This is a genomic window from Rhizobium sp. BK661, from assembly GCF_024808825.1.
GTDB lineage: Bacteria > Pseudomonadota > Alphaproteobacteria > Rhizobiales > Rhizobiaceae > Rhizobium.
The window spans coordinates 392,728-419,433 of record NZ_JANTYT010000002.1 but is presented as its reverse complement, the minus strand read 5'-3'; the positions used below and the strand labels follow the sequence as shown (position 1 = coordinate 419,433).

The 26,706-nt window shown below is 59.6% G+C and carries 25 protein-coding genes; 4 read left to right on the top strand and 21 right to left on the bottom strand.

The window, feature by feature from the left end; translation table 11 throughout:
• Positions 1-46: 46 nt before the first annotated feature.
• From FHX16_RS08355 to FHX16_RS08315, 9 genes are all read right to left on the bottom strand, one after another.
• Complete coding sequence (locus FHX16_RS08355) at positions 47-796, bottom strand: ABC transporter ATP-binding protein (protein WP_183864370.1); 750 nt, start codon at positions 794-796, stop codon at positions 47-49.
• On the bottom strand, positions 793-1,626 hold the full coding sequence (locus FHX16_RS08350) for an ABC transporter ATP-binding protein (protein ID WP_259126945.1): 834 nt from the start codon (positions 1,624-1,626) through the stop codon (positions 793-795). The genes FHX16_RS08355 and FHX16_RS08350 overlap by 4 nt, the downstream gene beginning before the upstream one ends.
• Complete coding sequence (locus FHX16_RS08345) at positions 1,623-2,558, bottom strand: ABC transporter permease (RefSeq protein ID WP_183754948.1); 936 nt, start codon at positions 2,556-2,558, stop codon at positions 1,623-1,625. The genes FHX16_RS08350 and FHX16_RS08345 overlap by 4 nt, the downstream gene beginning before the upstream one ends.
• Entirely contained in the window at positions 2,555-3,622 is a 1,068-nt protein-coding gene (locus tag FHX16_RS08340) for an ABC transporter permease (RefSeq protein WP_183754949.1), read from the bottom strand. Before FHX16_RS08340 ends, FHX16_RS08345 begins: the two co-directional genes overlap by 4 nt.
• A gap of 17 nt (positions 3,623-3,639) precedes the next feature.
• A complete protein-coding gene (locus FHX16_RS08335; protein ID WP_183864368.1) occupies positions 3,640-5,283 on the bottom strand; it encodes an ABC transporter substrate-binding protein in 1,644 nt (547 codons plus the stop codon).
• Between the two features lie 47 nt (positions 5,284-5,330).
• Positions 5,331-6,389, bottom strand: a complete 1,059-nt coding sequence (locus tag FHX16_RS08330) for a dipeptidase (RefSeq protein ID WP_183864367.1) — start codon at positions 6,387-6,389, stop codon at positions 5,331-5,333.
• Between the two features lie 158 nt (positions 6,390-6,547).
• Positions 6,548-7,573, bottom strand: a complete 1,026-nt coding sequence (locus FHX16_RS08325) for an ABC transporter permease (RefSeq protein ID WP_016556812.1) — start codon at positions 7,571-7,573, stop codon at positions 6,548-6,550.
• Positions 7,574-7,606: 33 nt separating this feature from the next.
• The gene (locus FHX16_RS08320) at positions 7,607-9,148 is read right to left on the bottom strand and encodes a sugar ABC transporter ATP-binding protein (protein WP_183864366.1); all 1,542 of its coding nucleotides are present in this window, start codon (positions 9,146-9,148) and stop codon (positions 7,607-7,609) included.
• 69 nt (positions 9,149-9,217) lie between these two features.
• Positions 9,218-10,147: a sugar ABC transporter substrate-binding protein gene (locus FHX16_RS08315; RefSeq protein ID WP_183754957.1), complete on the bottom strand. Its 930-nt coding sequence runs from the start codon at positions 10,145-10,147 to the stop codon at positions 9,218-9,220.
• Positions 10,148-10,463: 316 nt separating this feature from the next.
• On the opposite strand from FHX16_RS08315, the gene FHX16_RS08310 reads away from it, so the two are divergent.
• On the top strand, positions 10,464-10,976 hold the full coding sequence (locus tag FHX16_RS08310) for a DUF1993 family protein (protein ID WP_183864365.1): 513 nt from the start codon (positions 10,464-10,466) through the stop codon (positions 10,974-10,976).
• 149 nt (positions 10,977-11,125) lie between these two features.
• Here the strand turns inward: FHX16_RS08310 and galE are convergent, their stop codons facing one another.
• Complete coding sequence (galE, locus tag FHX16_RS08305) at positions 11,126-12,109, bottom strand: UDP-glucose 4-epimerase GalE (RefSeq protein WP_016556808.1); 984 nt, start codon at positions 12,107-12,109, stop codon at positions 11,126-11,128.
• Between the two features lie 345 nt (positions 12,110-12,454).
• Between galE and FHX16_RS08300 the strand changes: the two genes are divergently transcribed.
• Entirely contained in the window at positions 12,455-13,237 is a 783-nt protein-coding gene (locus FHX16_RS08300) for a class I SAM-dependent methyltransferase (protein ID WP_183754961.1), read from the top strand.
• Positions 13,238-13,243: 6 nt separating this feature from the next.
• Here FHX16_RS08300 and FHX16_RS08295 read toward each other — a convergent pair whose 3' ends face one another.
• From FHX16_RS08295 to FHX16_RS08245, 11 genes are all read right to left on the bottom strand, one after another.
• Positions 13,244-13,948 carry a response regulator transcription factor gene (locus tag FHX16_RS08295; RefSeq protein ID WP_183864364.1) on the bottom strand — a complete coding sequence of 235 codons (705 nt, stop codon included), beginning with the start codon at positions 13,946-13,948 and terminating at the stop codon, positions 13,244-13,246.
• Entirely contained in the window at positions 13,945-16,653 is a 2,709-nt protein-coding gene (locus FHX16_RS08290; RefSeq protein ID WP_183864363.1) for a sensor histidine kinase KdpD, read from the bottom strand. Before FHX16_RS08290 ends, FHX16_RS08295 begins: the two co-directional genes overlap by 4 nt.
• Positions 16,654-16,715: 62 nt before the next feature.
• Positions 16,716-17,285 (bottom strand): potassium-transporting ATPase subunit KdpC, encoded by a 570-nt coding sequence (kdpC, locus tag FHX16_RS08285; protein ID WP_183864362.1) that lies wholly within the window; start codon positions 17,283-17,285, stop codon positions 16,716-16,718.
• A 12-nt stretch (positions 17,286-17,297) separates the two neighbouring features.
• Complete coding sequence (gene kdpB, locus FHX16_RS08280) at positions 17,298-19,385, bottom strand: potassium-transporting ATPase subunit KdpB (RefSeq protein WP_183864361.1); 2,088 nt, start codon at positions 19,383-19,385, stop codon at positions 17,298-17,300.
• 42 nt (positions 19,386-19,427) lie between these two features.
• Positions 19,428-19,583 (bottom strand): hypothetical protein, encoded by a 156-nt coding sequence (locus tag FHX16_RS08275; RefSeq protein ID WP_183754971.1) that lies wholly within the window; start codon positions 19,581-19,583, stop codon positions 19,428-19,430.
• 10 nt (positions 19,584-19,593) lie between these two features.
• Complete coding sequence (kdpA, locus tag FHX16_RS08270; protein ID WP_183864360.1) at positions 19,594-21,297, bottom strand: potassium-transporting ATPase subunit KdpA; 1,704 nt, start codon at positions 21,295-21,297, stop codon at positions 19,594-19,596.
• 62 nt (positions 21,298-21,359) lie between these two features.
• Positions 21,360-21,449 carry a K(+)-transporting ATPase subunit F gene (locus FHX16_RS08265; RefSeq protein WP_183754975.1) on the bottom strand — a complete coding sequence of 30 codons (90 nt, stop codon included), beginning with the start codon at positions 21,447-21,449 and terminating at the stop codon, positions 21,360-21,362.
• Positions 21,450-21,884: 435 nt separating this feature from the next.
• Complete coding sequence (locus FHX16_RS08260) at positions 21,885-22,529, bottom strand: CDP-alcohol phosphatidyltransferase family protein (RefSeq protein WP_183864359.1); 645 nt, start codon at positions 22,527-22,529, stop codon at positions 21,885-21,887.
• A complete protein-coding gene (locus FHX16_RS08255) occupies positions 22,526-22,918 on the bottom strand; it encodes a hypothetical protein (protein WP_183864358.1) in 393 nt (130 codons plus the stop codon). The genes FHX16_RS08260 and FHX16_RS08255 overlap by 4 nt, the downstream gene beginning before the upstream one ends.
• Positions 22,915-23,865 carry a phosphatidate cytidylyltransferase gene (locus tag FHX16_RS08250; protein ID WP_183864357.1) on the bottom strand — a complete coding sequence of 317 codons (951 nt, stop codon included), beginning with the start codon at positions 23,863-23,865 and terminating at the stop codon, positions 22,915-22,917. The genes FHX16_RS08255 and FHX16_RS08250 overlap by 4 nt, the downstream gene beginning before the upstream one ends.
• A complete protein-coding gene (locus FHX16_RS08245; RefSeq protein ID WP_183864429.1) occupies positions 23,862-24,506 on the bottom strand; it encodes a lysophospholipid acyltransferase family protein in 645 nt (214 codons plus the stop codon). Before FHX16_RS08245 ends, FHX16_RS08250 begins: the two co-directional genes overlap by 4 nt.
• Before the next feature lie 237 nt (positions 24,507-24,743).
• On the opposite strand from FHX16_RS08245, the gene FHX16_RS08240 reads away from it, so the two are divergent.
• Complete coding sequence (locus tag FHX16_RS08240; RefSeq protein WP_183754983.1) at positions 24,744-25,058, top strand: DUF6074 family protein; 315 nt, start codon at positions 24,744-24,746, stop codon at positions 25,056-25,058.
• A 454-nt stretch (positions 25,059-25,512) separates the two neighbouring features.
• Positions 25,513-26,676 carry an isovaleryl-CoA dehydrogenase gene (locus FHX16_RS08235; RefSeq protein WP_183864356.1) on the top strand — a complete coding sequence of 388 codons (1,164 nt, stop codon included), beginning with the start codon at positions 25,513-25,515 and terminating at the stop codon, positions 26,674-26,676.
• Positions 26,677-26,706: the final 30 nt, after the last annotated feature.

Here is a 26,706-nt window from a genome sequence, read left to right as displayed (position 1 = left end):
GGCTCGCCGAGCCCTAGCGAAAACAATTCGTTGAAAGGATTGCGTTTCACGCTTTGACGAAACCTTTGCTGGCCACCATCAAATTTCGCGTGTAGTCCTCGGACACGGCCGCCCCTGCCAGCTGTGCGGATGTTAATCGTTCGACGACGGATCCATTGCGCATCACAGCGAGGCGATCGCACATATGGGTAACCACGCCGAGATCATGGCTGACCATAACGAAGGTCAGCTTGCGATCCCGCCGCACCTGTTCGAGGAGGTTCAGAACCTCGGCCTGCACGGAAGCGTCAAGGGCTGAGGTCGGCTCATCAAGCAGGAGGATGGACGGCTCGACGATCAATGCCCGGGCAATCGCAACGCGTTGGCGTTGGCCACCGGAAAGCTGATGCGGGTAACGGAAGCGGAAACCGTTTCCAAGTCCAACCTCATCGAGAGCGCGGGCGATCCGCATGTCGCTGTCGCGGATGCCATGGATAGCCAGCGGCTCGAGCAGGAGGCGATCGATGGTCTGGCGCGGGTGCAGGGATCCGTATGGATCCTGGAAGACCATCTGCACCTGTCTGTAAAAGGTCTTGGATCGCTTGGCGCCGACGAGAGGATCGCCATGGATCTTTATGGAGCCACTTGCCACCGGCGCCAGGCCGGCAACGGCACGAAGCAGCGTCGATTTTCCCGATCCGGACTCGCCGACCAGACCGAATGACTCGCCGGACTCGATATCGACGCTGACGTCTCTCAGCGCGTGGAAGTGATCATAGATCACGCTCAGCTTGTCGACTGAAAGTGCAACGCTCATGCGGCCCACTCCGGCTTGCGATCCAGAACCGGCAACGGATGCCTGCTTTCGCCGATTTGGGGCATGCAGTTCAACAAGCCCTGCGTGTAGGGATGGCGCGCATTCTTGAGCTCGGACGCCTTGAGTTCCTCCACGACCTTGCCGGCATACATGACGATGACGCGGTCGCAGAAGGATGAGACCAGGCGCAGGTCGTGGGATACGAAGATCAGGCCCATGCCGCGTTCCGAGACGAGCCGGTCCATGATCCTGAGAACATCGAGCTGGACCGTGACATCCAATGCGGAGGTCGGTTCGTCGGCGATCAGTAGCTCCGGATCGGCGATCAGCATCATGGCGATCATGGCGCGCTGACCCATACCGCCCGAGACCTCGTGCGGATAGAGGTCGAAGACCCGCCCTGGATCACGGATCTGCACGGCCTCGAGCATTGCGAGAGCGCGATCGCGCGCCTCCGCCTTGCCGACGTTTTCGTGGGTCCTCAGCGTTTCGCAGATCTGTCGGCCGATCGACATGACGGGATCGAGCGAATATTTCGGATCCTGTAAGACCATCGCGATACGTTTGCCGCGCAGTTTCCGGCGCTGTTTGGCGGACGCGCTGAGAAGGTCGATGCCATTGAAATCGAGCTTGTCGGCCGAAACAATGGCGTGCTTTGGGGTCAGACCCATGATGGCGCGCCCCGTCTGGGACTTGCCTGAGCCGGATTCGCCGACGATCCCGAGGCGTTCCTTGCCAAGCGTGAACGAGACGCCTCGAACGGCTTCGATCACGCCCGTGCGCGTGGGATAGCTAACCTTGAGGTTTTGAACGGTGAGGAGGTCGGTCATTGGCCGCTCTCCTTCGGGTCGAGCGCGTCGCGCAGGCCGTCGCCGAGAAGGTTGAAGCCGAGGCTGACGATGAGGATCGCAAAACCTGGCATGGCTGCCACCCACCACTGGTCGAGGATGAAGCGCCGGCCAGAGGCGATCATCGCGCCCCATTCAGGAAGCGGCGGCTGCGCGCCGAGGCCGAGGAAGCCGAGACCAGCGGCCGTCAAGATGATGCCAGCCATGTCGAGCGTGACGCGCACGATGAGTGAGGAAAGGCAGAGCGGCATGACATGCCGGACCACAATCCGCAGCGGCGATGCGCCCATCAGCTTGACGGCGGAGATGTAGTCGGAGCGGCGGACGGTCAGCGTCTCCGCGCGCGCAATCCGAGCGTAGGGCGGCCAAGAGGTGATCGCAATCGCGATGATGGCGTTCTGGATCCCAGGTCCGAGTGCCGCAACGAAGGCGAGCGCCAGAACCAGCTTTGGGAAGGCCAGGAAGATATCGGTTATGCGCATCAGCGTCGCATCCACCCAGCCGCCGGCATAACCCGACACCGTCCCGACGATCAGACCGATTGGCGCCGAGATGGCGGCGACGAGAACAACGACTAGCAGGGTTAGGCGGGAGCCGTAGATCAGGCGTGAATAGATATCGCGGCCCTGGTCGTCGGTACCAAGCCAATAACCCTCAGCGCCGGGCGGAAGCAGCCGCGCATTCTTCAGGTCGCCAACGATGGGCGAATGCGTTGCTAGGAGGTTTGCAAAGGCAGCCACGAACAGCAGGGCAATGATGATCAGCAATCCGACGACGGCCAGACGGTTTGCGGTGAACTGACGCCATGTCACATAGGCTCGGCCCAATTGCGCCTGTTTGCGCGACTGTGGCCGATCGGAAAGCAGCCACTCGCGGCGGCTCATCGGCGCTGATTGATGTGCGGGAACCGTCATCGGCTTCGCGTCCTAGGGTCGAGTGTCCGATAAAGAAGATCGGACAGAAGATTGATGCCGATGAAAACCGTGCCGATGACGATGGTGCCACCGAGAACAGCGTTCATGTCGGCATTCTGAAGGGAATTGGTGATGTAGAGTCCGATGCCCGGCCATGAGAACACTGTCTCTGTCAATACCGAACCCTCGAGCAGACCGGCGTAGGAGAGCGCGATGACGGTGACGAGCGGCACTGCGGCGTTGCGCAACGCATGGCCCCAGATCACACGTGTTTCGGACAACCCCTTGGCGCGCGCGGCAACCACATATTCCTGGCTGAGTTCATTGAGCATGAAGCTGCGGGTCATGCGGCTGATGTAGGCAAGCGAGAAGTATCCGAGCAGCGAGGCCGGCAGAATGATGTGGCGGAAGACGTCATAGAAAACGTCCCACTGCCCCTGCATGGCGCTGTCGATTAGATAGAAGCCGGTCACGGGCGTAAAACTGTACTCGAAGACGATGTCGATGCGGCCCGGGAAGGCGACCCATCGCAATTGGGCGTAGAAAATCACCAGCGAGATCAGCGCAAGCCAGAAGATCGGGACGGAGTAACCGATCAGGCCAATCACACGGACAACCTGGTCGGCAATGCTGCCGCGCCGAACAGCAGCAAGCACGCCAAGCGGCACGCCGATGACCGATCCGATAATGGTCCCGAGCGTCGCAAGCTCGATCGTCGCGGGAAACACACGCCTGATGTCGACCATGACGGGATTGGTGGTCAGGACGGAGGTCCCGAAGTCGCCCGACAGGATGCTCTTCAGGTAAATATAGAACTGCTGGTAGAGCGGTAGGTCGAAACCAAGCTCGCGACGAACGCGCTCGACGACGTGCGTGGGCGCACGATCACCGAGGATGGCAAGGACGGGATCGATCGGTACGACGCGGCCGATGAAGAAGGTTACAGCCAGGAGGCCAAGATAAGTCGTGACGGCGGCGACAAGAAATCGCCCGACCGCCTTGGCAATGGGAACGGCACGGCCCCGTTTGGGCCGTGCCTCCATCTTTGTTTCAACGATGCTCACGGATCAATCCTGCCGGATCATTCCTTGCCGATCGGGCCGACATAGTTGGTGTCGAAGCTCGGGCCGAGCTTGAAGTCCTTCAGGCTCTTGCGGGCGCCTGCGACTTCGATCTGCTGGAAGATGACCACGAACGGGCTGTTTGCGAGAAACTTCTTCTGAACGTCCTCGTACATGGCGGCGCGCTTGGCGCCATCACGTTCCAGCAGGGCGGCCTTCGTTTCCTTGTCGAGTTCCGGCGCTTCCCAGGTGTTGCGCCAGGCGAGCGTCTTGACGGTACCGGCATCCGAGTTGTCCGGATTGCTGGTGAACGTATCGGCGTTCGAATTTGGGTCGAAATAGTCCGAACCCCACTGACCGATGTACATGTCGTGGGTGCGCGCGCGGAACTTCGTCAGGGTCTGCTTGCCGTCGCCGGGGATGATCTCCATCTTGACGCCGGCCTGGGCGAGCGACTGCTGCATGGATTCAGCAATACCGGTTACCGGCTGCGTATTGCGGACGTCCATCGTTACCGAGAAGCCGTCCTTCAGGCCGGCCTTCGCAAGCAGTTCCTTGGCCTTGGCGACGTCGAGCTTGTACGGGTTTTCATCGAGCGCGCCGAGCTGGCCCTTCGGCAGGAAGGTCTGGTGGATTTCGCCGATGCCCTTGATGAGCGTCGAGCCGATCGCATCGTAGTCGACGAGATACTTAAAGGCTTCCTGGACCTCAGGCTTCTTCAGGTTCTCGTTCTTGGAATTGAGGCTGACGTAGTAGACAGTGCCCTTCGGCGCGCTGACAGTCGTCAGGTCGGCATTCTTGACGACTGCATCGAGGTCACCGGGCTCTAGGTTGCGCGCGATATCGATATCACCGGCTTCGAGCGCCAGGCGCTGCGCCGAACTTTCCTTCATGAAGCGATAGATAACCCGGTTGAGTTTCGCCTTGTCGCCGTAATAGTTGTCGTTGCGCTCCATCACGACGACTTCATTGGCGCGCCATTCGCGGAGCTTGAAGGCGCCGGAGCCGGCATAGCCGGTCTTCAGCCACTCGTTGCCGAAATCGTTGTCGTACTTGTAGTCGGCGCTCGGCGTCACGGACTTGACGTGATCCACGACCAGCTTCTTGTCGACGACGGATGCCACAGTTGCCGTCAAGCAGTTCAGCACGAAGCTCGGCGCATAGGGCTTGTCGACGGTGAAGACGAACGTGCTTTCATCCGTTGCCTTCGCCTTCTCGGTGACGTTGTCGCCGTTGATGCCGAATTGGGTGATGATGAAGGCCGGGCTCTTGTCGAGTTTGACGGCCCGTTCGAACGACCACGCGACGTCTTCAGCCGTGATCGGGTTGCCGGACGCGAATTTCATGCCGGGCTTCAGCTTGAAGGTATAGGTCAGGCCATCGTCGGAAACCGTCCAGCTCTCAGCAAGGTCACCCTTTACCTTCGAAGTGTCGCTCATATCGAGACGGACGAGCAGGCTGTAGGTGTTGCTCGTGACCTCAGCCGTCGACAGCTCGAATGCTTCGCCCGGATCCATGGTGATGATGTCATCGATGGCGAAGCCTTCGACCAGCGTGTCCTTCGGCGTTTCTGCGAAGGCGACCGGCGCGGCTGCCATCATGATCGAGAGCGCTGCCCCCGCAGAGAGTGCGCGGAAGGTGCGGTTGAATTTGCTGACTATCATGGTTTTGTTCCCCTGTTTTCCATTTCAACACAAAGCAATCGGCAGGCTTAGGCGTCCTGTTCTCCCCACGCCGAAGCCAGAATTCTCAGCCAGTTCCCGCTGGCCAATTTTTCAAGATCTCGGGCACCATAGCCAACGCGCTGGAGGGCAGCAATGAGCTTCTGATTGCCTGCGGCATCCCCTATTTCTTCAGGAATTGTCGCGCCGTCAAAGTCCGAACCGAGCGCCACGCAGTCGATGCCGACGCGCTCGACCAGATAGTCGATATGGCGCACCATATCCCTCAGTGGCGTGTCACCGTCGGAGCGTCCGTCGCTGCGCAGCATCGCAGTCGCGTAGTTTACGCCGACGAGACCGCGGCTTTCTCTGATGGCGTCGAGTTGTTTGTCGGTGAGATTGCGGGCAACCGGTGTCAGTGCATGGGCGTTCGAATGGCTAGCAACGAGCGGCTGATCGGTCGTCTTTGCGACATCCCAAAAGCCTTTCTCGGTGATGTGCGCCAGATCGATCATGATCCCAAGCCTGTTGCATTCGCGCACGAGGGCAAAGCCCGCTTCGGTCAGGCCGGGGGCCGTGTCCGGCGACATCGGGAAAGCGAAAGGCACACCGTGGCCGAAGATATTGTGGCGGCTCCATACTGGGCCGAGTGATCGCAGGCCGGCGGCATGGAACACTTCGAGCGCTGCCAGGTCGGGGCCTATTGCCTCGCAGCCTTCCATGTGCATCACCGCGGCGAAGACGCCGTCGGCCATGGCTTTGCGGATGTCCTTTACCGTGCGGCAAAGACGCCAGGCGCCGGCGCGGTCGAGGCGAAGCGCGATTGCGGCCATCTCCGTCGCGATATTCAGCGACGAAAGCGGCTCGAGCGGCGCGGCAAGGGGAGTCACGTAATGACCGTTCTTGTCGGGATCGGCGAAGACGAGATCGCCGGAAGGAACGTAGATTGCACAAAGGCCACCGGCCAGACCGCCAGCCTTGGCGCGTGGAGCATCGATGTGGCCTAGATCAGTTCCGTTTGAAAATTCAGCGATTGGATCGCCGCCATCCCGTTCATGTGTCCAAAGCCGGAGAAGGACGTCGTTATGGCCGTCGAATACGAATTGCATCTGCGTTCCTGTGTGCCCGAGCGGGCGATATGAAGAGCGCAGAATAGAAAAGCTGGCGGAATACGCTACCCCTTTTTTCAGAATTTTTGCGGTTCGGTAGCAATGGTTAGCGGAAACGAAAAACGGGAGCCGAGGCTCCCGTTCCAGAGTCCTTTTCGTCAGTGCTTCGCGCGTTTCTTTTGCCGGTAAACGTCGATCACGACAGCGGCCACGATGATCAGCCCTTTGACGATCTCCTGGTAATACGCATCAACCCTGAGGAAGGTAAAGCCTGAGGTCATCACGCCGAGGATGATCGTGCCGATAACCGTGCCGGTGATCCGACCGACGCCACCTGTCAGAGACGTGCCCCCGATGACCGTCGCAGCAATCGCGTCCAATTCGTACATGACACCCATGCCTGCTTGCGCGGTTTGAGCGCGGGCTGCGGTGACCACGCCGGCAAGACCTGCCAAGAGACCAGCGATGGCGTAAACCTTGATGAGGTGCGCCTCGATATTGATACCGGAAACGCGCGCTGCCTGAAGATTGGCGCCGATTGCATAGGTGAATTTGCCGTAGCGGGTATAGCGCAGGGCGATATGGAAGATCAGCGCGACGACGAGGAAGACGATCACAGGCCAAATGCCGGTGCCGATGAAATTGAATTGATCGGTGAGCCCCGAAACCGGCTGGCCTTTGGTGTACCACTTCGAAATGCCGCGTGCAGAGACCATCATGCCGAGCGTCGCGATGAACGGTGGGATCTTGGTTCTTGCGATCAGCTGTCCGTTGATGAAACCGGCCGCCAGGCCAATCAGGAGACCTACGCCGATCGGAATGAAGAATGGTAGGTCGGTCAACGACGGATAAAGTGCCCGAGGCCACGTCGACGCCTGCGCGAAGCTCGCCGCGATCATCGCCGTCATGCCAACGACGGAGCCGGACGACAGGTCGATGCCTCCGGTGATGATGACCTGCGTCACGCCCACCGCGATGATGCCAATGACGGAGACCTGGAGGATCATGATCGTCAGGCGCTGCGAATTGAACAGGAAGCTCTGGCCGATAAAGATCCAGCCAAGAACTTCGTAGACAAGCGCAATCCCAATCAGAACGAGGAAAATACTGAGCTCCGGCGGAACGCGTCGTCTGCGCGCCCGCGTTGCGAGTGGGGCTGCCGCCTCAGCTGCGTTGGTATTCATGATATCCTCCCTTCGGTTCCCGGAGCCCGCGCGTCATTGCGCGGCAAGCTCCATCACCTTGATCTGCGTTGCTTCGTCGCGATTGAGAAAACCGGTTACGCGTCCTTCATGCATCACCATGATGCGGTCGCTCATGCCGAGCACTTCTGGCATTTCCGACGAGATCATGATTACTGCCACTCCATTCCTCGCCATCTCCGACACAAGACGATGGATCTCGGCCTTGGCGCCGACATCGATGCCACGTGTCGGCTCGTCGAGAATGAGGATCTTCGGATTGGTAAGCAGCCAGCGACCGATCAGAACCTTCTGCTGGTTGCCACCGGACAGATTCTCCACCCGCTCATCGAGGTTTGGCGTCTTGACGCGAAGCTTCTTGGCCATGTCTTCACAGGTTGCCTCGATCGAGCCCTCCTGCACGAAGCCACCCTTGACGAACTTGTCCTGGAGAACGGCGATCTGCATGTTCTCGAGAACGCTGAGGATCAGCAGACAGCCCGTTTCCTTGCGGTCCTCGGTCAGGAACGCCATGCGGTTCTGGATTGCGACGGTTGGCGATGCGATATCTGTCTTCTTGCCGAAGAGTTCGATGGTGCCCGATGTCGCCGGCGTTACGCCGAACAAGGTCTCGGCGACATTCGATCGACCGGATCCCACAAGTCCGGCAACGCCGAGGATCTCGCCGGATCGTACGTCAAAGGAGACGTCGCGGAAAACATCGTTCAGCGAGAGGTTCTTGACCGAAAGGACGACGTCGCCGATCGGCACCTCCTCCTTCGGGAACATTTGTGTGATCTCGCGACCGACCATCATGCGGATGATGTCGTCGCGGGTGACGTCTGTCGACGCATGGGTGCCGATGTAGCGCCCGTCGCGGAACACCGAAAACTCGTCGGCAATCTCGAACAGCTCGTTCATCTTGTGCGTGATGTAGACGATGCCGATGCCTTGAGCGCGAAGGTCGCGAATGATCCTGAAAAGATGCTCGACCTCACGCTCGGTCAGTGCCGATGTCGGCTCGTCCATAATCAGAACGTCGGAATTGTAGGAAACCGCCTTGGCAATTTCGACCATCTGCCTGTTGGCAACCGAAAGATCGCGAACCTGGATCTCCGGGTCGATATCGATATTCAGCCGTCGAAACAGCTCGTCCGTCTGGCGGAACATTGCTGCGTGATCAACAAAGCCGAACTTGTTCTTCGGCTCGCGCCGGATCCAGATGTTCTCGGCAACGGTCATGAAGGGCATCAGGTTCAGCTCCTGATGGATCATCGCGATGCCATTTTCCAGCGCATCGAGCGGTGATTTCAGCTGAATCTCGACGCCTTTGAGGCGTACTTCGCCCTTGTCTGGGATGTATATGCCAGCGAGGATTTTCATCAGGGTCGACTTGCCCGCGCCATTCTCGCCCATCAAGGCGTGCACGGTACCGCGCTTCAGCCGGAACTGAACGTCATCAAGCGCGATGACGCCGGGGAATTCCTTGCGTACGCCTTCGGCGCTCAGCAGGTATTCCGCATTCGGAACAACGCCGCTTTGACGCACTGCGGCCATGGTAGACGGGCTGACAACCATCTCATTTCCTCCCGGACACGGACTGAAGGAAGGGATGCGGACCATGCCCGCATCCCGATTCTCTGAACGTTAGTTCTTCGCGACGAAGTCCTTGACGTTCTCAGGCGTGACGAGTTGGAAAGGAATATAGACCTTCTTTTCCACCTTTTCGCCCTTAGCCAGCTTCAGAGCTGCATCGAGCGCACCCTTGCCCTGACCTGCTGCATCCTGGAAGACCGTCACGTCGAGGTCGCCTGCCTGCATGGCGGCGAGTGCGTCCTGGGTGGCGTCAACACCGCCGATGACGATCTTGCTGAGATCCTTACCGGCTGCCTTGAGTGCCTGGATGGCGCCGATTGCCATTTCGTCATTGTTCGAGATGACAGCATCGAACTCGAGACCGCTGGAAAGCCAGTTGGTCATAAGGTCGGAACCTTGGGTACGGGACCAGTTAGCCGTCTGCTCTTCAATGATCTGGATGCCCTTGCACTCATCGGTCGCCACGACATCGTGGACGTCCTTGGTACGCATGCGCGCAGCCTGGTTGGAGAGTTCACCCATCATTACAACGGCCTTGCCCTTGCCACCGAGCAGCCGGCAAACTTCCTTGGCTTCGAGGGTGCCGGACTCCTGCTCATTCGAAGCAACGAAAGCCTGCTTGTCCGGAAGAGCGTCAACGTTGACCGGCTCGCGGTTTACGTAGACGAGTGGAATGCCGGCTTCGGCTGCGATCTTCGACATCGCCGCCGTAGCGTCGGTATCAACCGGGTTGACGACGATCGCGTCGACCTTGGACGCAATGAAGTTCTGGATCTGGCTCTGCTGCTTGGCCACGTCGTTCTGCGCGTCTTCAACCTGCAGTGTCACGCCGTTCATGGTCTTGGCGTAGTCCTGCATGCCGTTGCGTAGAACGGTCAGGAAGTTGTCGTCGAAGAGCGCCATAGAGACGCCGACCGTTTCAGCGTGAGCGGCCGTCGACAGGACGAGCGCCATGGCAGTGCCCAGGATAAATTTCTTCATTTTCTTTCCTCCACAAAGCGGTGTCCGGCTGCACCCTCCTCACGCCGGAGCTCCGGGCCATGCCCGAAAGCCAGTATATGTTCGTTGGGCCATCTCCCGTTGGCAGTCCGTCAAGAAACGGAACAAACGAACCGTAAAATGTGTATCACGGAATATTCATTCCATTTTCTGATAAAGGCGTCAAGTCCATTTCAATGATGGGTCCCGGACCGACCGCGAAAATCGCGCGAAGACACCTTGGCTGGCGCTGAAAAGCGTTCCCGCGCGAACTATATGCGCCAGCGGCAGCAGGTCGCTGCCTACCATGGAGAAACCGATGCCTATTTCGATGTACCGATTGACAGTTCCCGTCTTCCAGCACGGTCTTGAAAGCTTGAAGACCTATCTCGACAAAGCCGAGAACTTCGCGAAAGAAAGAGGGATCGATGGCGCGGATCTCGTTGCCGCGCGGTTGACTTCGGACATGTTGCCGTTCTCGGGTCAGTATCAGCGCGCGACCGATAGCGCCAAACTGGCGATCGCGCGGCTGACCGGCAGCGATGCGCCCAAATTTGAGGACAACGAGGCGACGATCGCCGAGTTGCGTGAGCGTGTTGCCAAGACGGAAGCCTATCTCGCTACCGTCGCGCCGGCCACGCTCGAGGGGACGGAAACGCGGGAAGTCACTCTGTCGCCAGGGGGCAATAAGCTCACGTTCCGCGGCGACGAATACGTGTTGACCTTTGCACTGCCGAACTTCTTCTTCCACCTTGCAACGGCTCACGCGATCCTGCGCAACCAGGGCGTACCCGTCGGCAAGATGGATTACCTCGGACGCCTCGGCGGATAGGTCGGAGGGCCATCGCGCCTAACTCGTTTCGTGCCGACTAGGCCTTGCCTTCAGCGTTGCCGTGCATCAGGAGCGGCCACGCACGTCAATCATCGCGCCGACTGAGCGCGGTGATTGACGTAACGTCTTCGACCGATCATGGATGCATTTCAGTGCTGATTTGATTTCGCGTGCCAGTTCCACGCCGACCGAATGATCTGAGATAGATCGTACTGCGGCGCCCAGCCGAGAATTTCCCGCGCCTTGTCATTGTTGGCAACGAGCGTGTGCGAGTCGCCTTCACGACGACCGACATATTCCACCGGAAACGGCCGCTCCGAGACGCGCTCGATTGTGCCAAGAAGCTCCTTAACAGTCGTTCCCGTGCCGGTGCCGAGATTGAGGGCAACCGACTCCCCGCCCCGAAGCAGATGTTCCACGGCACGAACGTGGGCGTCGGCGAGATCGAGGACGTGGATGTAGTCGCGGACGCAGGTGCCGTCACGCGTCTCGTAATCGGTGCCGAAGACCTTGAAGCCTTCACGGCGACCCAGTGCGGCGTCGATCGCCAGCGGTATGGCGTGGGTTTCAGGCTGGTGCCACTCGCCGATCCGACCCTCGAAATCGGCGCCGGCTGCGTTGAAGTAGCGAAGCACGACCGATCGAAAGCCCGTGTACTTGTCATAGTCGGCAAGCGCCTGCTCGACGATGTATTTCGTGCGGCCGTAGGGATTGATCGGCACCTGGCGATGCGTCTCGTCCAGCGGTACACTCTGCGGCAGGCCATAGGTTGCGCAGGTTGACGAGAACACGAACGCTTTCACGCCAGCAGCCTGGGCGGCTGCCAAAAGGGTCAATGTGCCGATGACGTTGTTTTCGTAAAAGGCTACCGGATCCTTGACCGATTCACCGACCTCGATAAGGGCGGCAAAGTGCAGGATGGCTGCTGGTTTGTGCTTGGCAAGGACCTCGTCGAGACGGGCTCGATCCCGGATGTCCCCTTCCTCTGCGGGTCCCCATTTCACAAATTCGCGATGACCGTTGGAGAAATTGTCGAAAACGACCGGTTTGAAGCCCTTGTTCGCAAGATCGAGACACGTGTGCGAGCCAATATACCCAGCGCCGCCCACGACCAGAACCGTTTCACCTGCCATGCACCACCTTTAATTCTCGTTTCGATGGAGAGGAGACTTAGGACAGGTCGATGGCAAGAAAAAGAAAGAAACGACCGGCGAGCGGCGAGGGCATCATTTTGTCAGCGATGGCATTAGCAAATTGATTGATCGAAGCTTTTCGGCCGGATTGACTGTCCGCCGGCTTAGTGGCGGCGCGGATTTCTCAATAGTTCTCTGCATCAAAACTTCAGATGCTTAAGCAACCTGATGCATCTCTAAAGACATATGCCGCTCCAGCTTAAATAGAATTGACTTATGTTCCTTTCTTCTGCGAAACATTGTCTCTCTCGGGGGGGCTGTTGATGCATCGGAAGGCGCGGTGCCATGAATTCATCGGTCAGAAAATTCATATTCCATGATCTTCAAGCGATTGAAGGATACATTGATCCGCCGGACGCGCTGGTCTTTCTTGCTATTTTGCGCTCCCAGCAATCAGCTTCCCTGCAAGGCGGCTTGGCCGAGATAGGTGTTTACTACGGCCGATCCTACTTCCTCCTGCGAAAGATCTGCGGAGACAGAGAGAAGATCGTGGCTATCGATCCGTTCGACATCGTCAAACCGGATCATAGTCTTACGCAGTATGAACGTTTTGCGGCGGGTGGCCGCCAACTCGGGCTTTCCGTAGATGAAGAGCGTGTCATCAAGAGCGATAGCACGCTGCTTCGGCCTGCGGACGTGATCGAGCGGGCCGGCCTGATTCGCTTCTTCAGCATCGATGGTGGCCACATGCTGCCCCATGTCGAGGCTGATAGCCGCCTGGCCGCCGCGTCGCTTGCCGAGCATGGCATCATCGTTTTCGACGACACGTTCAATCCGGCCTGGCCCGAGGTTACTGCTGGCGTGACCGACTTCCTGCGTGAAGAGGCCGGTCGCTATTCCGTCTTCTGCCTGACGAAATACAAGACTTACGTTTGCCGTCGGCCGTTCCATGAATTTTACGCGCAGACGATCAAGACTTCGCCCGAGCTAAAGACGTTCGATCACATTGAAACCGAGTTTCTGGGTTCTACGGCAATCCGACTGCACAATCCGATGCGCCGCCGCATCGCCTACGAAGTGATGGTGGGGCTCGGTATGCGAGCGTGGTCTGAGCGCGCGTACCGATGAACCGACTTAGGCCGGCGGCGGATCGGCTTCTTTCAACCTGTATCCGACACCGGTTTCCGTCGTGATGTATTGTGGCTGATCAGGGCTCTGTTCGATCTTCTGGCGCAGCTGGCGAACGTAGACGCGCAGATACTGGACATCGGCGGCGGGCCCCCAGATCTGCTTCAGCAGGAACTGGTGCGTCAGGACCTTTCCGGCATGCTGGGCAAGGACCCTCAGGATGTCGTATTCCTTCGGCGAGAGTTTGATTTCCCGGCCGTCGATCTTGACGATGCGCTTGACGAGATCGATGGACAGGCCGCCGGCCTGGAAGATCGCCCGCTCACCCTGCTGTTGTAGACGGTGGCGCAAGGCGACGCGTAGCCGGGCGCCGAGTTCGTTCATGCCAAACGGCTTCGTCAGATAATCATCTGCACCCGCTTCGAGGGCATTGACGATGCCGGTTTCATCTGTGCGGCTGGAAAGGATGACGATTGGCAGGGTGAGGCCCGCGTCTCGCCATTCCTGCAATAGTTCGTGGCCCGATTTGTCTGGCAGACCAAGGTCGAGCACAATCAGATCCGGCGGATCGTCTTTTGCCGATTGCAGGGCCGTCGCGCCGTTCGGCGCCTCGTTCACTTCGTAACCCTGTGCGGTTAAACCGACGCGAAGCAGCTTGCGGATCGGGGGTTCGTCGTCGACGACGAGAATTTTTACGGCTGAACCGGTCATTTGAGCTCATCCAATTTCGGAATTTCAGTTGGTCTCGGAAGACGGATTGTGAAGACGGCGCCAGAGCGATCGTTCCGGTTTCCGGCCGTTATCGTGCCGCCCATGGCCTCGACAAAACCTCGACAGATGGACAAGCCGAGGCCGGTTCCGGCGCGAACCTGGTCGCCTTTGCGCACGCGATAGAAAGTATCGAAGACCCGATCCACGTCTGCCGGCGGAATACCCGGCCCCTCGTCCAAGACCTGAATCATGACACTGTATGCGTCGGCCCAGGCTTCAATGCGGATCGATGACCCTTCCGGGGCATATTTGGCAGCATTGTCGAACAGGTTGAAAAGTACCTGCTCGAACAGCACGGGATCAACGCGGACCATAGGCAGGTCGGCGGGTATTCTTATCGCCGTCTGGTGGTGTGCGAGAATTTTCTCGGCACGGCGCAGGGCGCTTCCGGCAATGTCGCCGGGATAGTGCAGCGCGTAGTTCGGTTCCATTGCGCCGGATTCGATTTTCGTCATGTCGAGGAGGTTGGCGATAAAGCGGTTCAGCCGTTCCGATTCATCGATGACGGTCGACAGAAGATCGACACGATCTTCCGGAGGCATGGAATCGAGATAATCACGCAACGTGCCTGCCGCGCCAAGGATCGCGGCCAGCGGTGTCTTCAGGTCGTGTGAGATCGACGTCAGGAGGGCCGAGCGCAAGCGATCGGCTTCGGCGGCGAGTTTTGCGCGATCAACGTCTGCCACGAGTTGAATGCGTTCAATCGCAAGAGCGGCCTGGTCCGCCAGCGCGTCGAGAAGACGCTGTTGCTCAGGTGTCAGCAACGGCCCGTCTCGCCGGTCATTGTCCAGGCCGATCACGCCGACGGCCGCGCGTCCGGTTCGCAGCGGCACGTAGAGACGCTTGGCACCGGGCAGAGTGTCTGCACCGCGGCCGGCGGCGTGGTTGTGCTCCCACGCCCACCGGGCGGCGGCAATATCTGCCTCATCGAGGGTGTCGTCCGGCGGGTAGCCGGCTTTGACGGCAATGGTGCCTCCTTCCGGCAGCAGCAGAACGACTCGGACCTTGAGCATCGAGGCGAGCTGGAATGCCGTGGCCCAGAGAACGTCGTCCAGTGTGCCGGTGCCGGCCAGCTTCTTCGAGAAGAGGTAGAGGTCTTCCGTCGTTCTGGCGCGCTGTCGGGCAGCCGCGGCCTGGCGTTGAACCGTTGCCGTCAGATTGCTCGCGATAACGGCAACGCCCAGGAAGAAGAACAACGCCAGCACGCTTTCCGGATCATTGATCGTCAGCGTATAACGGGGCGGCAGGAAGAAGAAATTGAAGGATAGCGCGCTGAGGACGCAGGTGTAGAGCGCCGGACGTAGCCCGTGAATGACGGCCGCGGTGAGGACTGCCATCAGGAACACGAGGGCAAGGTTGCGGACGTCAAGAACCTGATCAAGCACAACGCCTGCGATGAGCGCGATCGCCACATAGGCTGTGGCGGAGACGTATGGCTGGATATTGAAGGCAGGGGACGACGGAGCGGCTTTCACACCGCGTGCAGACGTTCCATCCTTCTCGCTGCCGGAAATGACGTGGACGCTGATGTTGCCCGATGTTCGGATCAGATCGTCGGCAATGGAGCGGTGAAGCCAGTCCCGCCAGGTCGGCTTGCTTGGAGCGCCGATGACGATGTGAGTCACATTGTTGGCGGCGGCGTGACGGACCAGCTCTTCCGACACCTCGCGACCGGGAATGGTGAGGGCCTCGCCGCCGAGCTGTTCGGCTAGGCGCAGCGTTGCCGCAATCGTGTCGCGGTCGGCCTCGGTCAGGCTGATCGATTGATTGGTCTCGATATAGACGGCCGCCCACGGTGCGCGCAGCCGGGAGGCCATTCGGGACGCGTAGCGTACCAGCGAAGCTGAGCGCGCATGCTGATCGATGGATACAAGCACCCTTTCGCCGGCGGCCCAAGGGCCAGCGATGGCGTGTGCCTGCATGTGGGTCAGAAGCTGGTCGTCCACGCGCTGTGCGGTTTTGCGCAACGCGAGTTCGCGGAGCGCGGTGAGGTTTCCGGCGGTGAAATAATTCGTGAGGGCTTTTTCGGCGGTCTTTGGGACATAGACCTTGCCGTCGTGCAGCCGCTTGATCAGGTCTTCCGGCGTGAGATCGATGATCTCGACGTCATCGGCCATATCGATGACAGAGTCTGGCACTGTCTCGCGTACGCGGATGCGCGTGATCTGCGAGACGACGTCATTCAGGCTTTCAACGTGTTGGATGTTCAGCGTCGTATAGACGTCGATGCCGCGATCGAGCAGCTCCTTGACGTCGAGATAGCGTTTCGGATGCCGACTGCCTTCGGCGTTGGTATGGGCGAGTTCGTCGACCAGAACAAGAGAGGGTCTGCGCGCAAGAATAGCATCGATATCCATTTCCTCGAGAGGACGCCCCTTGTAGTCAATCTTGACGCGGGGAATGACTTCGAAGCCGTTGACGAGCGCCTGCGTTTCCTTGCGTCCGTGAGTCTCGACGATGCCGATGACCACGTCGACGCCATCGGACATCTTGGCGCGGCCCGATTCCAGCATCTCATAAGTCTTGCCTACGCCGGGCGCGGCGCCGAGGAAGATCTTCAGTCGGCCGCGGGTCTCCTGACGCGCTTTCTCGAGCAGCGCATCGGGCGAGGGCCTTCCAACCGTGTCGCGGTTGTCTTCCGGCATGCGTTTTATCTTTCCTTGACGAGCAAGCCCCGGGTGCACATAGGCGCCCGGGGCTTTTGACCTTACTCAGACATAGAAGCATCAAGGGACTGGTTCAATGCCAGCACATTGACGGTCGCTTCGCCGAGAATCCCTAGTTCAGGGTGCTCGACGGCGGCATCGACAATCGTCTTGAGCTTGCTCTCATCGATCCCACGTGCCTTGGCGACGCGTGGTATCTGGAAGTAGGCGGCTTCCGGCGAGATGTGCGGATCGAGGCCGCTGCCGGAGGCGGTCACGAGATCGATCGGAACCTCCGCATTCGGGTTGGTCGCTTTTGCCGCCTCGTAGTCAGTCTTTACGCGATCAAGCAGCTTCTGGCTCGTCGGGCCAAGGTTCGAGCCCGAAGACGCGGCGGCGTTGTATCCATCGCCTGCGGCCGAGGGACGGCCGTGGAAATATTTGTCGCTGGTGAACGCCTGGCCGATCAGTGTTGATCCGATCACCTTGCCGTCCTTTTCGATCAGGCTGCCATTTGCTTGCGCCGGGAAGAGTGCCTGCGCGGCGCCGGTCATGGCGAGCGGGTAAAGCAGGCCAGTGATTGCTGTGGTGGCAATGATCATGACGATTGCCGGACGAAGTTCTTTCAACATGATGTCAACTCCTTAGGCGAGACCGATGGCCGTAATGACCATGTCGATCGCCTTGATGCCGATGAAGGGGACGATGATGCCGCCGACACCGTAGATAAGCAGGTTGCGGGACAACAGCGCGCCGGCGCCGATCGCGCGATATTTCACGCCTTTGAGCGAGAGCGGGATCAGCGCGACGATGATCAGCGCGTTGAAGATGATCGCCGACAGGATGGCGCTTTGCGGCGTGGCGAGGCCCATGATGTTCAGCACACCAAGCTGCGGGTAGAAGGCCAGGAACATCGCCGGAATGATTGCGAAGTACTTGGCGATGTCGTTGGCGATGGAGAAGGTCGTCAGCGCACCGCGCGTCATCAGCAGCTGTTTGCCGATTTCGACGATTTCGATGAGCTTGGTCGGATCGCTGTCGAGGTCGACCATGTTGCCGGCTTCGCGGGCCGCGACCGTGCCGGTGTTCATGGCAACGCCGACGTCGGCCTGGGCAAGGGCAGGGGCATCGTTCGTGCCATCGCCGCACATTGCGACCAGCTTGCCCTTGGCCTGCTCCTCGCGGATCAGCGACAGCTTGTTCTCAGGCGTGGCTTGGGCAAGGAAGTCGTCGACGCCTGCCTCAGCGGCAATAGCGGCAGCAGTCATGGGATTGTCACCGGTGATCATCACCGTGCGGATGCCCATCCGCCGCAATTCGGTGAAGCGCTCGCGAATCCCGCCCTTGACGATGTCCTTCAGCTGGACGATGCCGAGAAGGCGTCCGTCGCGAGCAACAGCCAGCGGGGTGCCGCCTTGCTTGGCGATCTCATCGGCGATTGCCTGCAGTTCCCGCACGACCTCGGGGTTGCTGCGAATGGCGACGGCCGCATTGCCGGAAACCGGCGCTGGTGCGGCGCCCACGTAGGCAAGCACGGCATCCACCGCGCCTTTGCGGATGGACGAGCCCTCGACATCGACGCCGCTCATGCGCGTCTGGGCAGTAAAGGGCACGAAGGTCGCCTTCAGGCTCGTCATATCGCGACCGCGGATACCGTACTTTTCCTTGGCGAGCACGACGATCGAGCGGCCTTCCGGTGTTTCGTCGGCCAGCGAAGCAAGCTGCGCCGCATCGGCGAGGTCCTGTTCGGTGACGCCGCGGACCGGGCGGAATGTTGTCGCCTGGCGGTTGCCGAGAGTGATCGTTCCGGTCTTGTCAAGCAGCAGTGTGTCGACGTCACCGGCTGCTTCGACGGCACGGCCGGACATGGCAAGTACGTTGAAGCGCACGAGACGGTCCATGCCGGCAATGCCGATCGCCGAGAGAAGGGCGCCGATTGTGGTCGGGATCAGGGTCACGAAGAGAGCGACGAGGATGATGATCGGAATAGAGCCGCCAGCGTAGCTTGCAAAGCTCGGGATCGTGGCGGTGGCCAGAACGAAGATCAGCGTCATGCCCGCGAGCAAAATGTTGAGCGCGATCTCATTGGGGGTTTTCTGACGTTCCGCGCCTTCGACGAGCGAAATCATGCGATCGAGGAAGGTATGGCCCGCCGCAGCGCTGATACGGACACGAATCCAATCCGACAACACCTGTGTGCCACCGGTAACGGCCGAACGGTCGCCGCCGGACTCGCGAATGACCGGAGCCGATTCGCCGGTGATGGCAGCTTCGTTGACGGATGCGACACCCTCGATGACTTCGCCATCAGAGGGAATGATATCGCCAGCCTCGACGAGGACGAGGTCGCCCACCTTCAGGCTCGTGCCCGGGACCAGGCGATAGCCGGTGCCGTTATTGGCCGTCAGGAGCTTTGCCTGGGTTTCGGTGCGGGCCTTGCGCAGAGAGTCCGCCTGTGCCTTACCGCGGCCCTCGGCGACGGCTTCGGCGAAGTTGGCAAAAAGCACGGTGAACCAGAGCCAGAGGTTGATCTGGAACGAGAAGCCGAGATTTCCGCCGCCGCTGACGAGATCGCGGACGAACAGGATCGTCGTTAGCGCCGAAACCGTCGCCACGACGAACATCACGGGATTTTTGGCAAGGGTGCGTGGGTTCAGCTTCTTGAAGGCGGCGCCCACGGCCGGAATGAGAATGCGAGAATCCATGATGCTCGCTGATTTTGCCTGGCTCATAAGAGACTCCAGCTTGAAAGAGTAAGGCGACCGTTGTGGCGATCAGCCGTGTAGGATCCGAAAAACCGCGACGATGACGAGGAGCCCGGCGAGCATCACCAGAATGATGTCGGAGGCGCGGGTCATGCGCTGGCTGTCACGTCCCGGCGAACCGGGACGTGCGTTGAAGGATTTGCGAAGCTTGTGACGAAGGATCATTGCGTCCACCTCAGAAGGTCTGGCCGGCGATCATGACCAGGTGCTCGACGACCGGGCCAAGCGCCAGCGCCGGGAAGAAGGTCAGGCCGCCGACGATCAGGATCGTGCCGGTCAGAAGGCCCACGAAGAGCAAGCCATCTGTCGGAAACGTGCCTGCCGAGGCGGGGACGGTCTTCTTGGCGACCAGGGAGCCGGCGATTGCGAGCGCCGGGACGATTACAAGGAAGCGGCCCATCAGCATGCCGAGGCCGAGCGTGATGTTGTACCAAGGTGTGTTGCCGGTCAGCCCGCCGAAGGCCGAGCCGTTGTTGGCGGCGGCCGAGGTATAGGCATACAGAATCTCCGAGAAGCCGTGCGGACCTGCCGTGCCGATCGAGGCAACGGCCGACGGCAAAACGCTCGATATCGCGGTGAAGACAAGCATGGCGAGCGGCAGGCAAAGGATGGCAAGCACCGCCATCTTCATCTCCTTGGCTTCGATCTTCTTGCCAAGATATTCCGGCGTACGGCCGACCATCAGGCCAGCCACGAAGATCGCGATGATGATGAAGAGCAGGATGCCGTAGAAGCCAGCCCCAACGCCGCCGACGATGACTTCGCCAAGCTGCATGTTGATGAGCGGGATCAAGCCGCCGAGCGCAGTGAAGCTGCCGTGCATCGCGTTAACCGCACCGCATGAGGCAGCCGTCGTTATGACCGCGAAGAGCGAGGATATGGCGACGCCGAAGCGAACTTCCTTGCCTTCCATGTTGCCGCCTTGCAGGCCAAAGGCATGCATCAGCGGATTGCCGGCGGCTTCTGCCCAGTAGGTAACAGCCACGCCGGCGATGAACAGGATGCCCATGGTGGCGAGGATCGCCCAGCCCTGGCGCTGGTTGCCGACCATGCGGCCGAAGACGTTGGTGAAGGCGGCGCCGATTGCGAAGATCGATACCATCTGGATCATGTTCGAGATGTTGTCGGGGTTCTCGAACGGATGCGCCGAGTTGACGTTGAAGAAGCCGCCGCCGTTGGTGCCGAGCATCTTGATGGCAAGCTGCGAGGCGACAGGGCCGAGAGCGATCGTCTGCTTGGCGCCCTCGAGGGTCATCGCGTCGACATAGGGACCGAGGGTTTGCGGCACGCCAAGATAGACATAGACCAGCGTCAGCACGATGCAGATCGGCAGGAGGACGTAGAGTGTGCTACGTACCATGTCGACCCAGAAATTGCCGATTACCTTGCCGGATGCGCGCGAAAATGCGCGGATCAGGCCGATGGCGATCGCCATGCCGGTGGCCGCAGATACGAAGTTCTGCACGGTCAGGCCCGCCATCTGCGTGAGATAGGACATCGTGCTTTCGCCGCCGTAGTTCTGCCAGTTGGTATTGGCGACGAAGCTTGTTGCAGTGTTGAAAGAGAGTTCGGGGCCGACGGCAGCCATTCCAGCTGGATTCAGCGGCAAGACGTCCTGCATGCGCAGCAGCGCATAGAGGACGAGCGTGCCGAGCAGGTTGAACATCAGCATGGCGAAGGCGTACGACGTCCAATGCTGTTCTTCGCGTTCGCTGGTGCCGGCCAGCGCGTAAAGTCCCCGCTCTATTGGAACGAGGACCGGTGAGAGAAACGTGCGTTCGCCATTGAAGACGCGCGTCATGTAACCGCCGAGCGGTTTGACGAGCACGATGAGGATTCCGCAGAACAGCAGAATCTGAAGCCATCCGTTGAGGGTCATGGGAGGTAACTTTCAATACCCGATTGGTTCCACCTGTTGCGCGATGGGAGAGGCACGCGATGCTAGAAGCGTTCGGGGCGAATGAGAGCGTAGGTGAGGTATACCGTGAGGAACACGGTGACGGCACCGCTGAGAATATAGTCGAGGATCATGGCGCTTCCTCCGGTCAGAGCCGGTCGCAGGCTTTGGTGTAGGCAAAGCACAGAGCGAAAAATACGATTGCTGTGGCGAGTAGAACTATGTCCATCATCGATCTTGACTCCTGTTGTTCTTCTGGAGTCAGACAAGACAAAGGGCGCCACCCACCGGATGGCACCTTTCATGCTTTCTGGCGTGGAGATGATCCCTTGGATCTCTCGGACATTAATATGCGGCTGAAGCGGATAAGCGTTCGAGATTGGCGGCGGGCCGCGGATATAAAAATCTTATAAATACGGGAAAGAAAAATGCCTCGCCGAAGCGAGGCTAGTCCTAGGCCGCTTCGGGGAAAAGAAGAAGCGGCGCCGTTGTTCTATTGCCCGGCCGCACGGCTGCAAAGCGCACTTTCCGGCTTTTCGGTACGCTTGAAGACGAATGAGCAGATCTCATCAGCGACCAGCCTTCAGGCTTCGAACGATATTTCTGCCTCGCCGCAATGCTGTGAAGGCGGCGCCGATCGCGATCAGCCAGAGGCCTGCCTGCAAGACTTGATTGTGCCCGTTCCACAGCGGCTCGAGGATAGAGAGAACCGCCGCGGCCGTAATCGTCGCCATTCGGTGCTGCTTTGCCATCGGGCCTGAGAAGTCGCTCGGCGTCCCCGTTGCTCGTCCGAGCTCGCGAACATAGGCGGTCAACACCGCAAAGGCGGCTGCTGCCCAACCGAGGCCAGGGGATCCAACGCCATACCCCACGCCGACCAGGATCATGATATCGGCGATGCGGTCCGGGAATTCGTTCCAGAATGGTCCGTCAGAAGCGCCTTTGCCGCCTTCGACGGCAACCATGCCATCGAAGAGGTTGCACAGCAGCCGTAATTGGCAGAAGGCGGCCGCGAGAACGAGGACGACGACCCGGATCCATCCGATCTCAAATCCGGCAAGGCAAAAGGAGCCGCCGGCCAGCGCCGCCGCGATCATGCTCGCCTGCGAAATCTGGTTCGGCATGATCGACCGTGACGCTAGCCACTGCGCAATGCGCTTTGCCCATTGCGTGTCTCTGCTTGCCAGCGGCCGCCGATCGCCCGTTTCCGTCATGCCCCAATCCCCTTTTGGTAGAGAAAGTAGTTGTAGATGGCCGCATAGCTCGTCGAAACGGCCAGTGGCACCGCTATGGTCTTCAGGATTTCCGGCGTGCCGCTCAAGGCATGGATCGAGATCAGCACGCCAGTCGAGGCGAGGCATGCAATCAATGGCGGCGCCCAGAGCCTGGCGCGCCCCTTAAACTGCTTCGAGAGCCACTCGATCACGGTCTTGAGAAACAAGGTAAGACAGGCTGAGAGTCCGCCTTGTACAAAGCCGGCCAGCAGGGCCTGTTGCAGCGGATGGTTACCGTTGGCGAGGACCGCCCAGCCGCCCATGGCGACGAATGCGAAGAGTACGTGAGTCACACTGCTTTGGGCCAGGCGACGTGCCAACGCCATCATGTGGTCGACCACCAGTAGCGAACGATGTGAAAGAAGATCGGTGCGGAAAAGACCACGGAGTCGAGCCGGTCGATCAATCCGCCATGACCTTCGATCAGGTGGCCCCAATCCTTGACGCCGCGATCTCGCTTGATGGCTGACATGACGAGGCCGCCGAAGAACCCCATCATCGTGATAACGAAAGCCATGACCCCGGCTTGAAATGGCGTAAATGGCGTAATCCACCACAAGGCAGCACCGATCAATGTGGCGCTGGCCACGCCGCCGACAAAGCCTTCCACGGTCTTCGAAGGGGACAGGCTTGGCGCGATCTTCGTTCGGCCGAACAGCTTGCCCCAGACATATTGCAGGACATCGCTGAGCTGCACGATGATCACCAGGAAGGCGATCAGAAGAACGTTGCGCCCTTCGTAGCCCGGGATCGTCAAGGTCAGCAGCGCCGGAACGTGGGAGGCGCAGAAAACGCAGATCATCAACGCCCATTGAACTTCGGCGATGCGGATGAGGAAGCGTTCGGTATCGCCACGCAGGACGGAGATGATCGGCATCAAAAGGAATGCGTAGACCGGGATGAAGATCGAGAAGATGCCGTATTGTCTCTCCCACAACAGCCAATACTGAAGCGGTAGGACGATGAAGAAAGCGGCCGCGAGGGCCCAGTGGTCGGCGCGCTTGGTGTCGGTCAGGGTGATGAACTCGCGTAGCGCCGCGAAAGAGCAAAAGCCAAACAGCAGCAGCACGCCAATCCTACCGGCAAGAAAGGCGAGGCCTATCAGGATGACCATGATCCACCACGCCTTGATGCGTGCATTCAGATTCTCGATCGCGGCATTCGACTGACCGGCCGGCAGTCGCCGCTGCAACAGGTAGCCGATGGTCGAGGAAACGATGAGGAGCGTGAAAATGCCGAGGACGAGCGTCCACAGATCGGAGTTCGCTGCGTTCATTCTTTGCCGCCTGGGTGCGTTGGTGACAGATCGAGCAGTGCCGTACGCGCCCTGCCCAGGAAGGTCTCTTTATTCTCGCCGGCTTCAAGTTGTATGGCGTTGCCGAAGGTCACCGTGCAGATCAAGGGGATCGGGACAATCTCACCCTTGGGCATGACGCGATTGAGATTGTTGATCCAGACCGGCACGAGCTGAATGTCCGGTCGGGCCGAGGCAAGATGGAAAAGACCGCTTTTGAACGGCAATAGCTGCGCATCCGTCTGGTTGCGTGTGCCTTCGGGAAAGAGAATCAACGACGCGCCGGAATCAATGACCTCCGCCATGACTTCAATCGGATCACGTGTGCGCCTCTCGCGATCCCGCTCGATAAGCACAGCGTCAAAGACATCGCGGCCGATGAAGCGGTTGAACGACGACTTTAGCCAATACTCCGCGCCGGCAACGGGGCGTGTTCGCCGCCGCAAGCTTGGCGGCAGGACGGTCCAGACAAGAATGAAATCGCCATGACTGGAGTGGTTGGCGAAATAAACACACTGTCCGTCGGGAATACCGTCATTCGACCAGATGGCGCGTACGGCCGTTATTGCACGCGCGAATACCACGATGGCCGCCGCGACAGGCTTCGCGATTATCCTCCTCACCGATTTCCAGCCCCCCGCTGCACCGACAAAGCAGTCTGCAAAACCTAGCGACATTTTTGGCTATCCGGAAGTCCTGCCTATGGCGGAAGTGATTGGGGGCTTAATACTCCCATATCCACCCTTCAACTGGAGCTGGCATGATGTGCGACGAACCGAACGGGTGACTTTGTCGAGTATGAAAAGGAAAGCGTTAACCATGGTCAGCTAGGAATGAGTCGGACGCAACGGAATGAGTCGATGACAGTACAGTCAAACAAAACTCTGCAAGCAATGACGACGAGCGAGATCGTGCTTTTCCCGGTCGCTTCGCGCGCCGGTGACATCGAACGGTGCGCGGCCGAACTGGATCGCCGCCATGGCGAGGAAGCAGTCACCTTCTGGAAGACCGAGTGCCGCCGGCTCGCCGCTGAGCTGACGTCGTTTGGCTGCTCCGACGACGAGGTCCGTAACCAGGTCATGACATTCCAAGCCGAGGTCCAGGCTGAGCTGGTTCGCCGGCATCAAGTGCGGGCAATTGCCGAAAGCCGCAGTGGCCGCGCCATCAAGCGCTGACCGCATCACGATCGGTTCCAGCCGCATTTGGGCTGCCGCTTTGTCGGACAACCCTTGCGGTTGAACGCGTCGTCCCGACGACAAAATCTTTCCAAATTATGCGCGAGATGAACCGTCTTGGTTCAGAAATTCCGCGCGCCCGGTGCTAGCATCCCTTCGTTCTCGCGCGAATCTGTACAGATCCTGCGCGTATTCAGGTCGTTGCCTATCTCGGGAGGAAGGGCATATGCCGGCGGCAGATCTATCGGATATTCGCGGGAGCAAGCTGGCGGTCAGAATTGTCTGGCCGATCGGAAATGCTTGCCATTTTTGCGTTCTTCAACGAAATTTATAGGGCCGACCGGCAGTGGAGGAGCTGCCGACCAGATACGCGCGTGAAAACAATGACGGGAAAATAACGACACACGCATGCCGGACGCTGCGGTAACCGCGCGCCGGACTTGGGAGGGAAGGCATGTATTCCGGTGGTTTGAGATTTGGTCTGGCGGACGAGATCGAGGCGCTCCGCGACAGCGTTCGGCGTTTCGCGACGGAGCGCATCGCGCCGCTGGCAGCCGAGACTGACAGCAGCAACAGTTTCCCAGCGCCGCTCTGGCGCGAGATGGGCAACATGGGACTGCTTGGGATTACGGCCGAAGAGGCTTATGGCGGCGCCGGCTTAGGATACTTGGCCCATTGCGTTGCGATGGAGGAAATCAGCCGCGCTTCAGCTTCGGTTGGGCTCAGCTACGGCGCGCACTCCAATCTCTGCGTTAACCAGATCAGCCGCAATGGAACGGAAGCGCAGAAGTCAAACTATCTGCCGAAGCTTATTTCCGGCGAGCATGTCGGTGCGCTTGCCATGTCGGAGCCGGGTGCCGGGTCGGACGTCGTTTCGATGAAGCTTCGAGCGGAGAAGCGCGGCGACAGCTACGTTCTCAATGGCAACAAGATGTGGATCACCAACGGCCCGGATGCGGATGTGCTGGTTGTCTATGCGAAGACAGACCCCGATGCGGGACCGCGCGGCATCACCGCTTTCCTCGTCGAGAAGGCCTTCAAGGGCTTTTCAACCGGCCCGAAGCTCGACAAGCTCGGCATGCGCGGTTCCAATACCTGCGAATTGATCTTCGAGGAGTGTGAGGTTCCCGAGGCAAATGTCCTTGGTGCTCTCGGTGGCGGGGCACGCGTTCTGATGTCGGGGCTCGACTATGAGCGCGTCGTCCTTTCCGCTGGGCCGATCGGCATCATGGCGGCGTGCATGGATGTCGTCGTGCCCTATCTTCATGAGCGAAAGCAATTCGGCCAGGCGATCGGCGAATTCCAGCTGATGCAGGGCAAGCTCGCCGACATGTACGTCACCATGAACACGGCACGCGCCTATGTCTATGCGGTGGCGTCCGCTTGCGATCGCGGCGAGACGACACGCAAGGATGCTGCCGGCTGCATCCTCTATGCCGCGGAGAAGGCAACGCTTCTGGCCCTCGAAACGATCCAGGCACTTGGCGGCAATGGCTATACGAACGACTATCCTGCCGCCCGCCTGCTTCGCGATGCCAAACTCTATGAGATCGGTGCCGGAACCTCTGAAATCAGACGCATGCTGATCGGCCGCGAGCTCTTTGCCGAAACAGCCTGATCCGAACGTTCATCCGACAACCATGCTGGT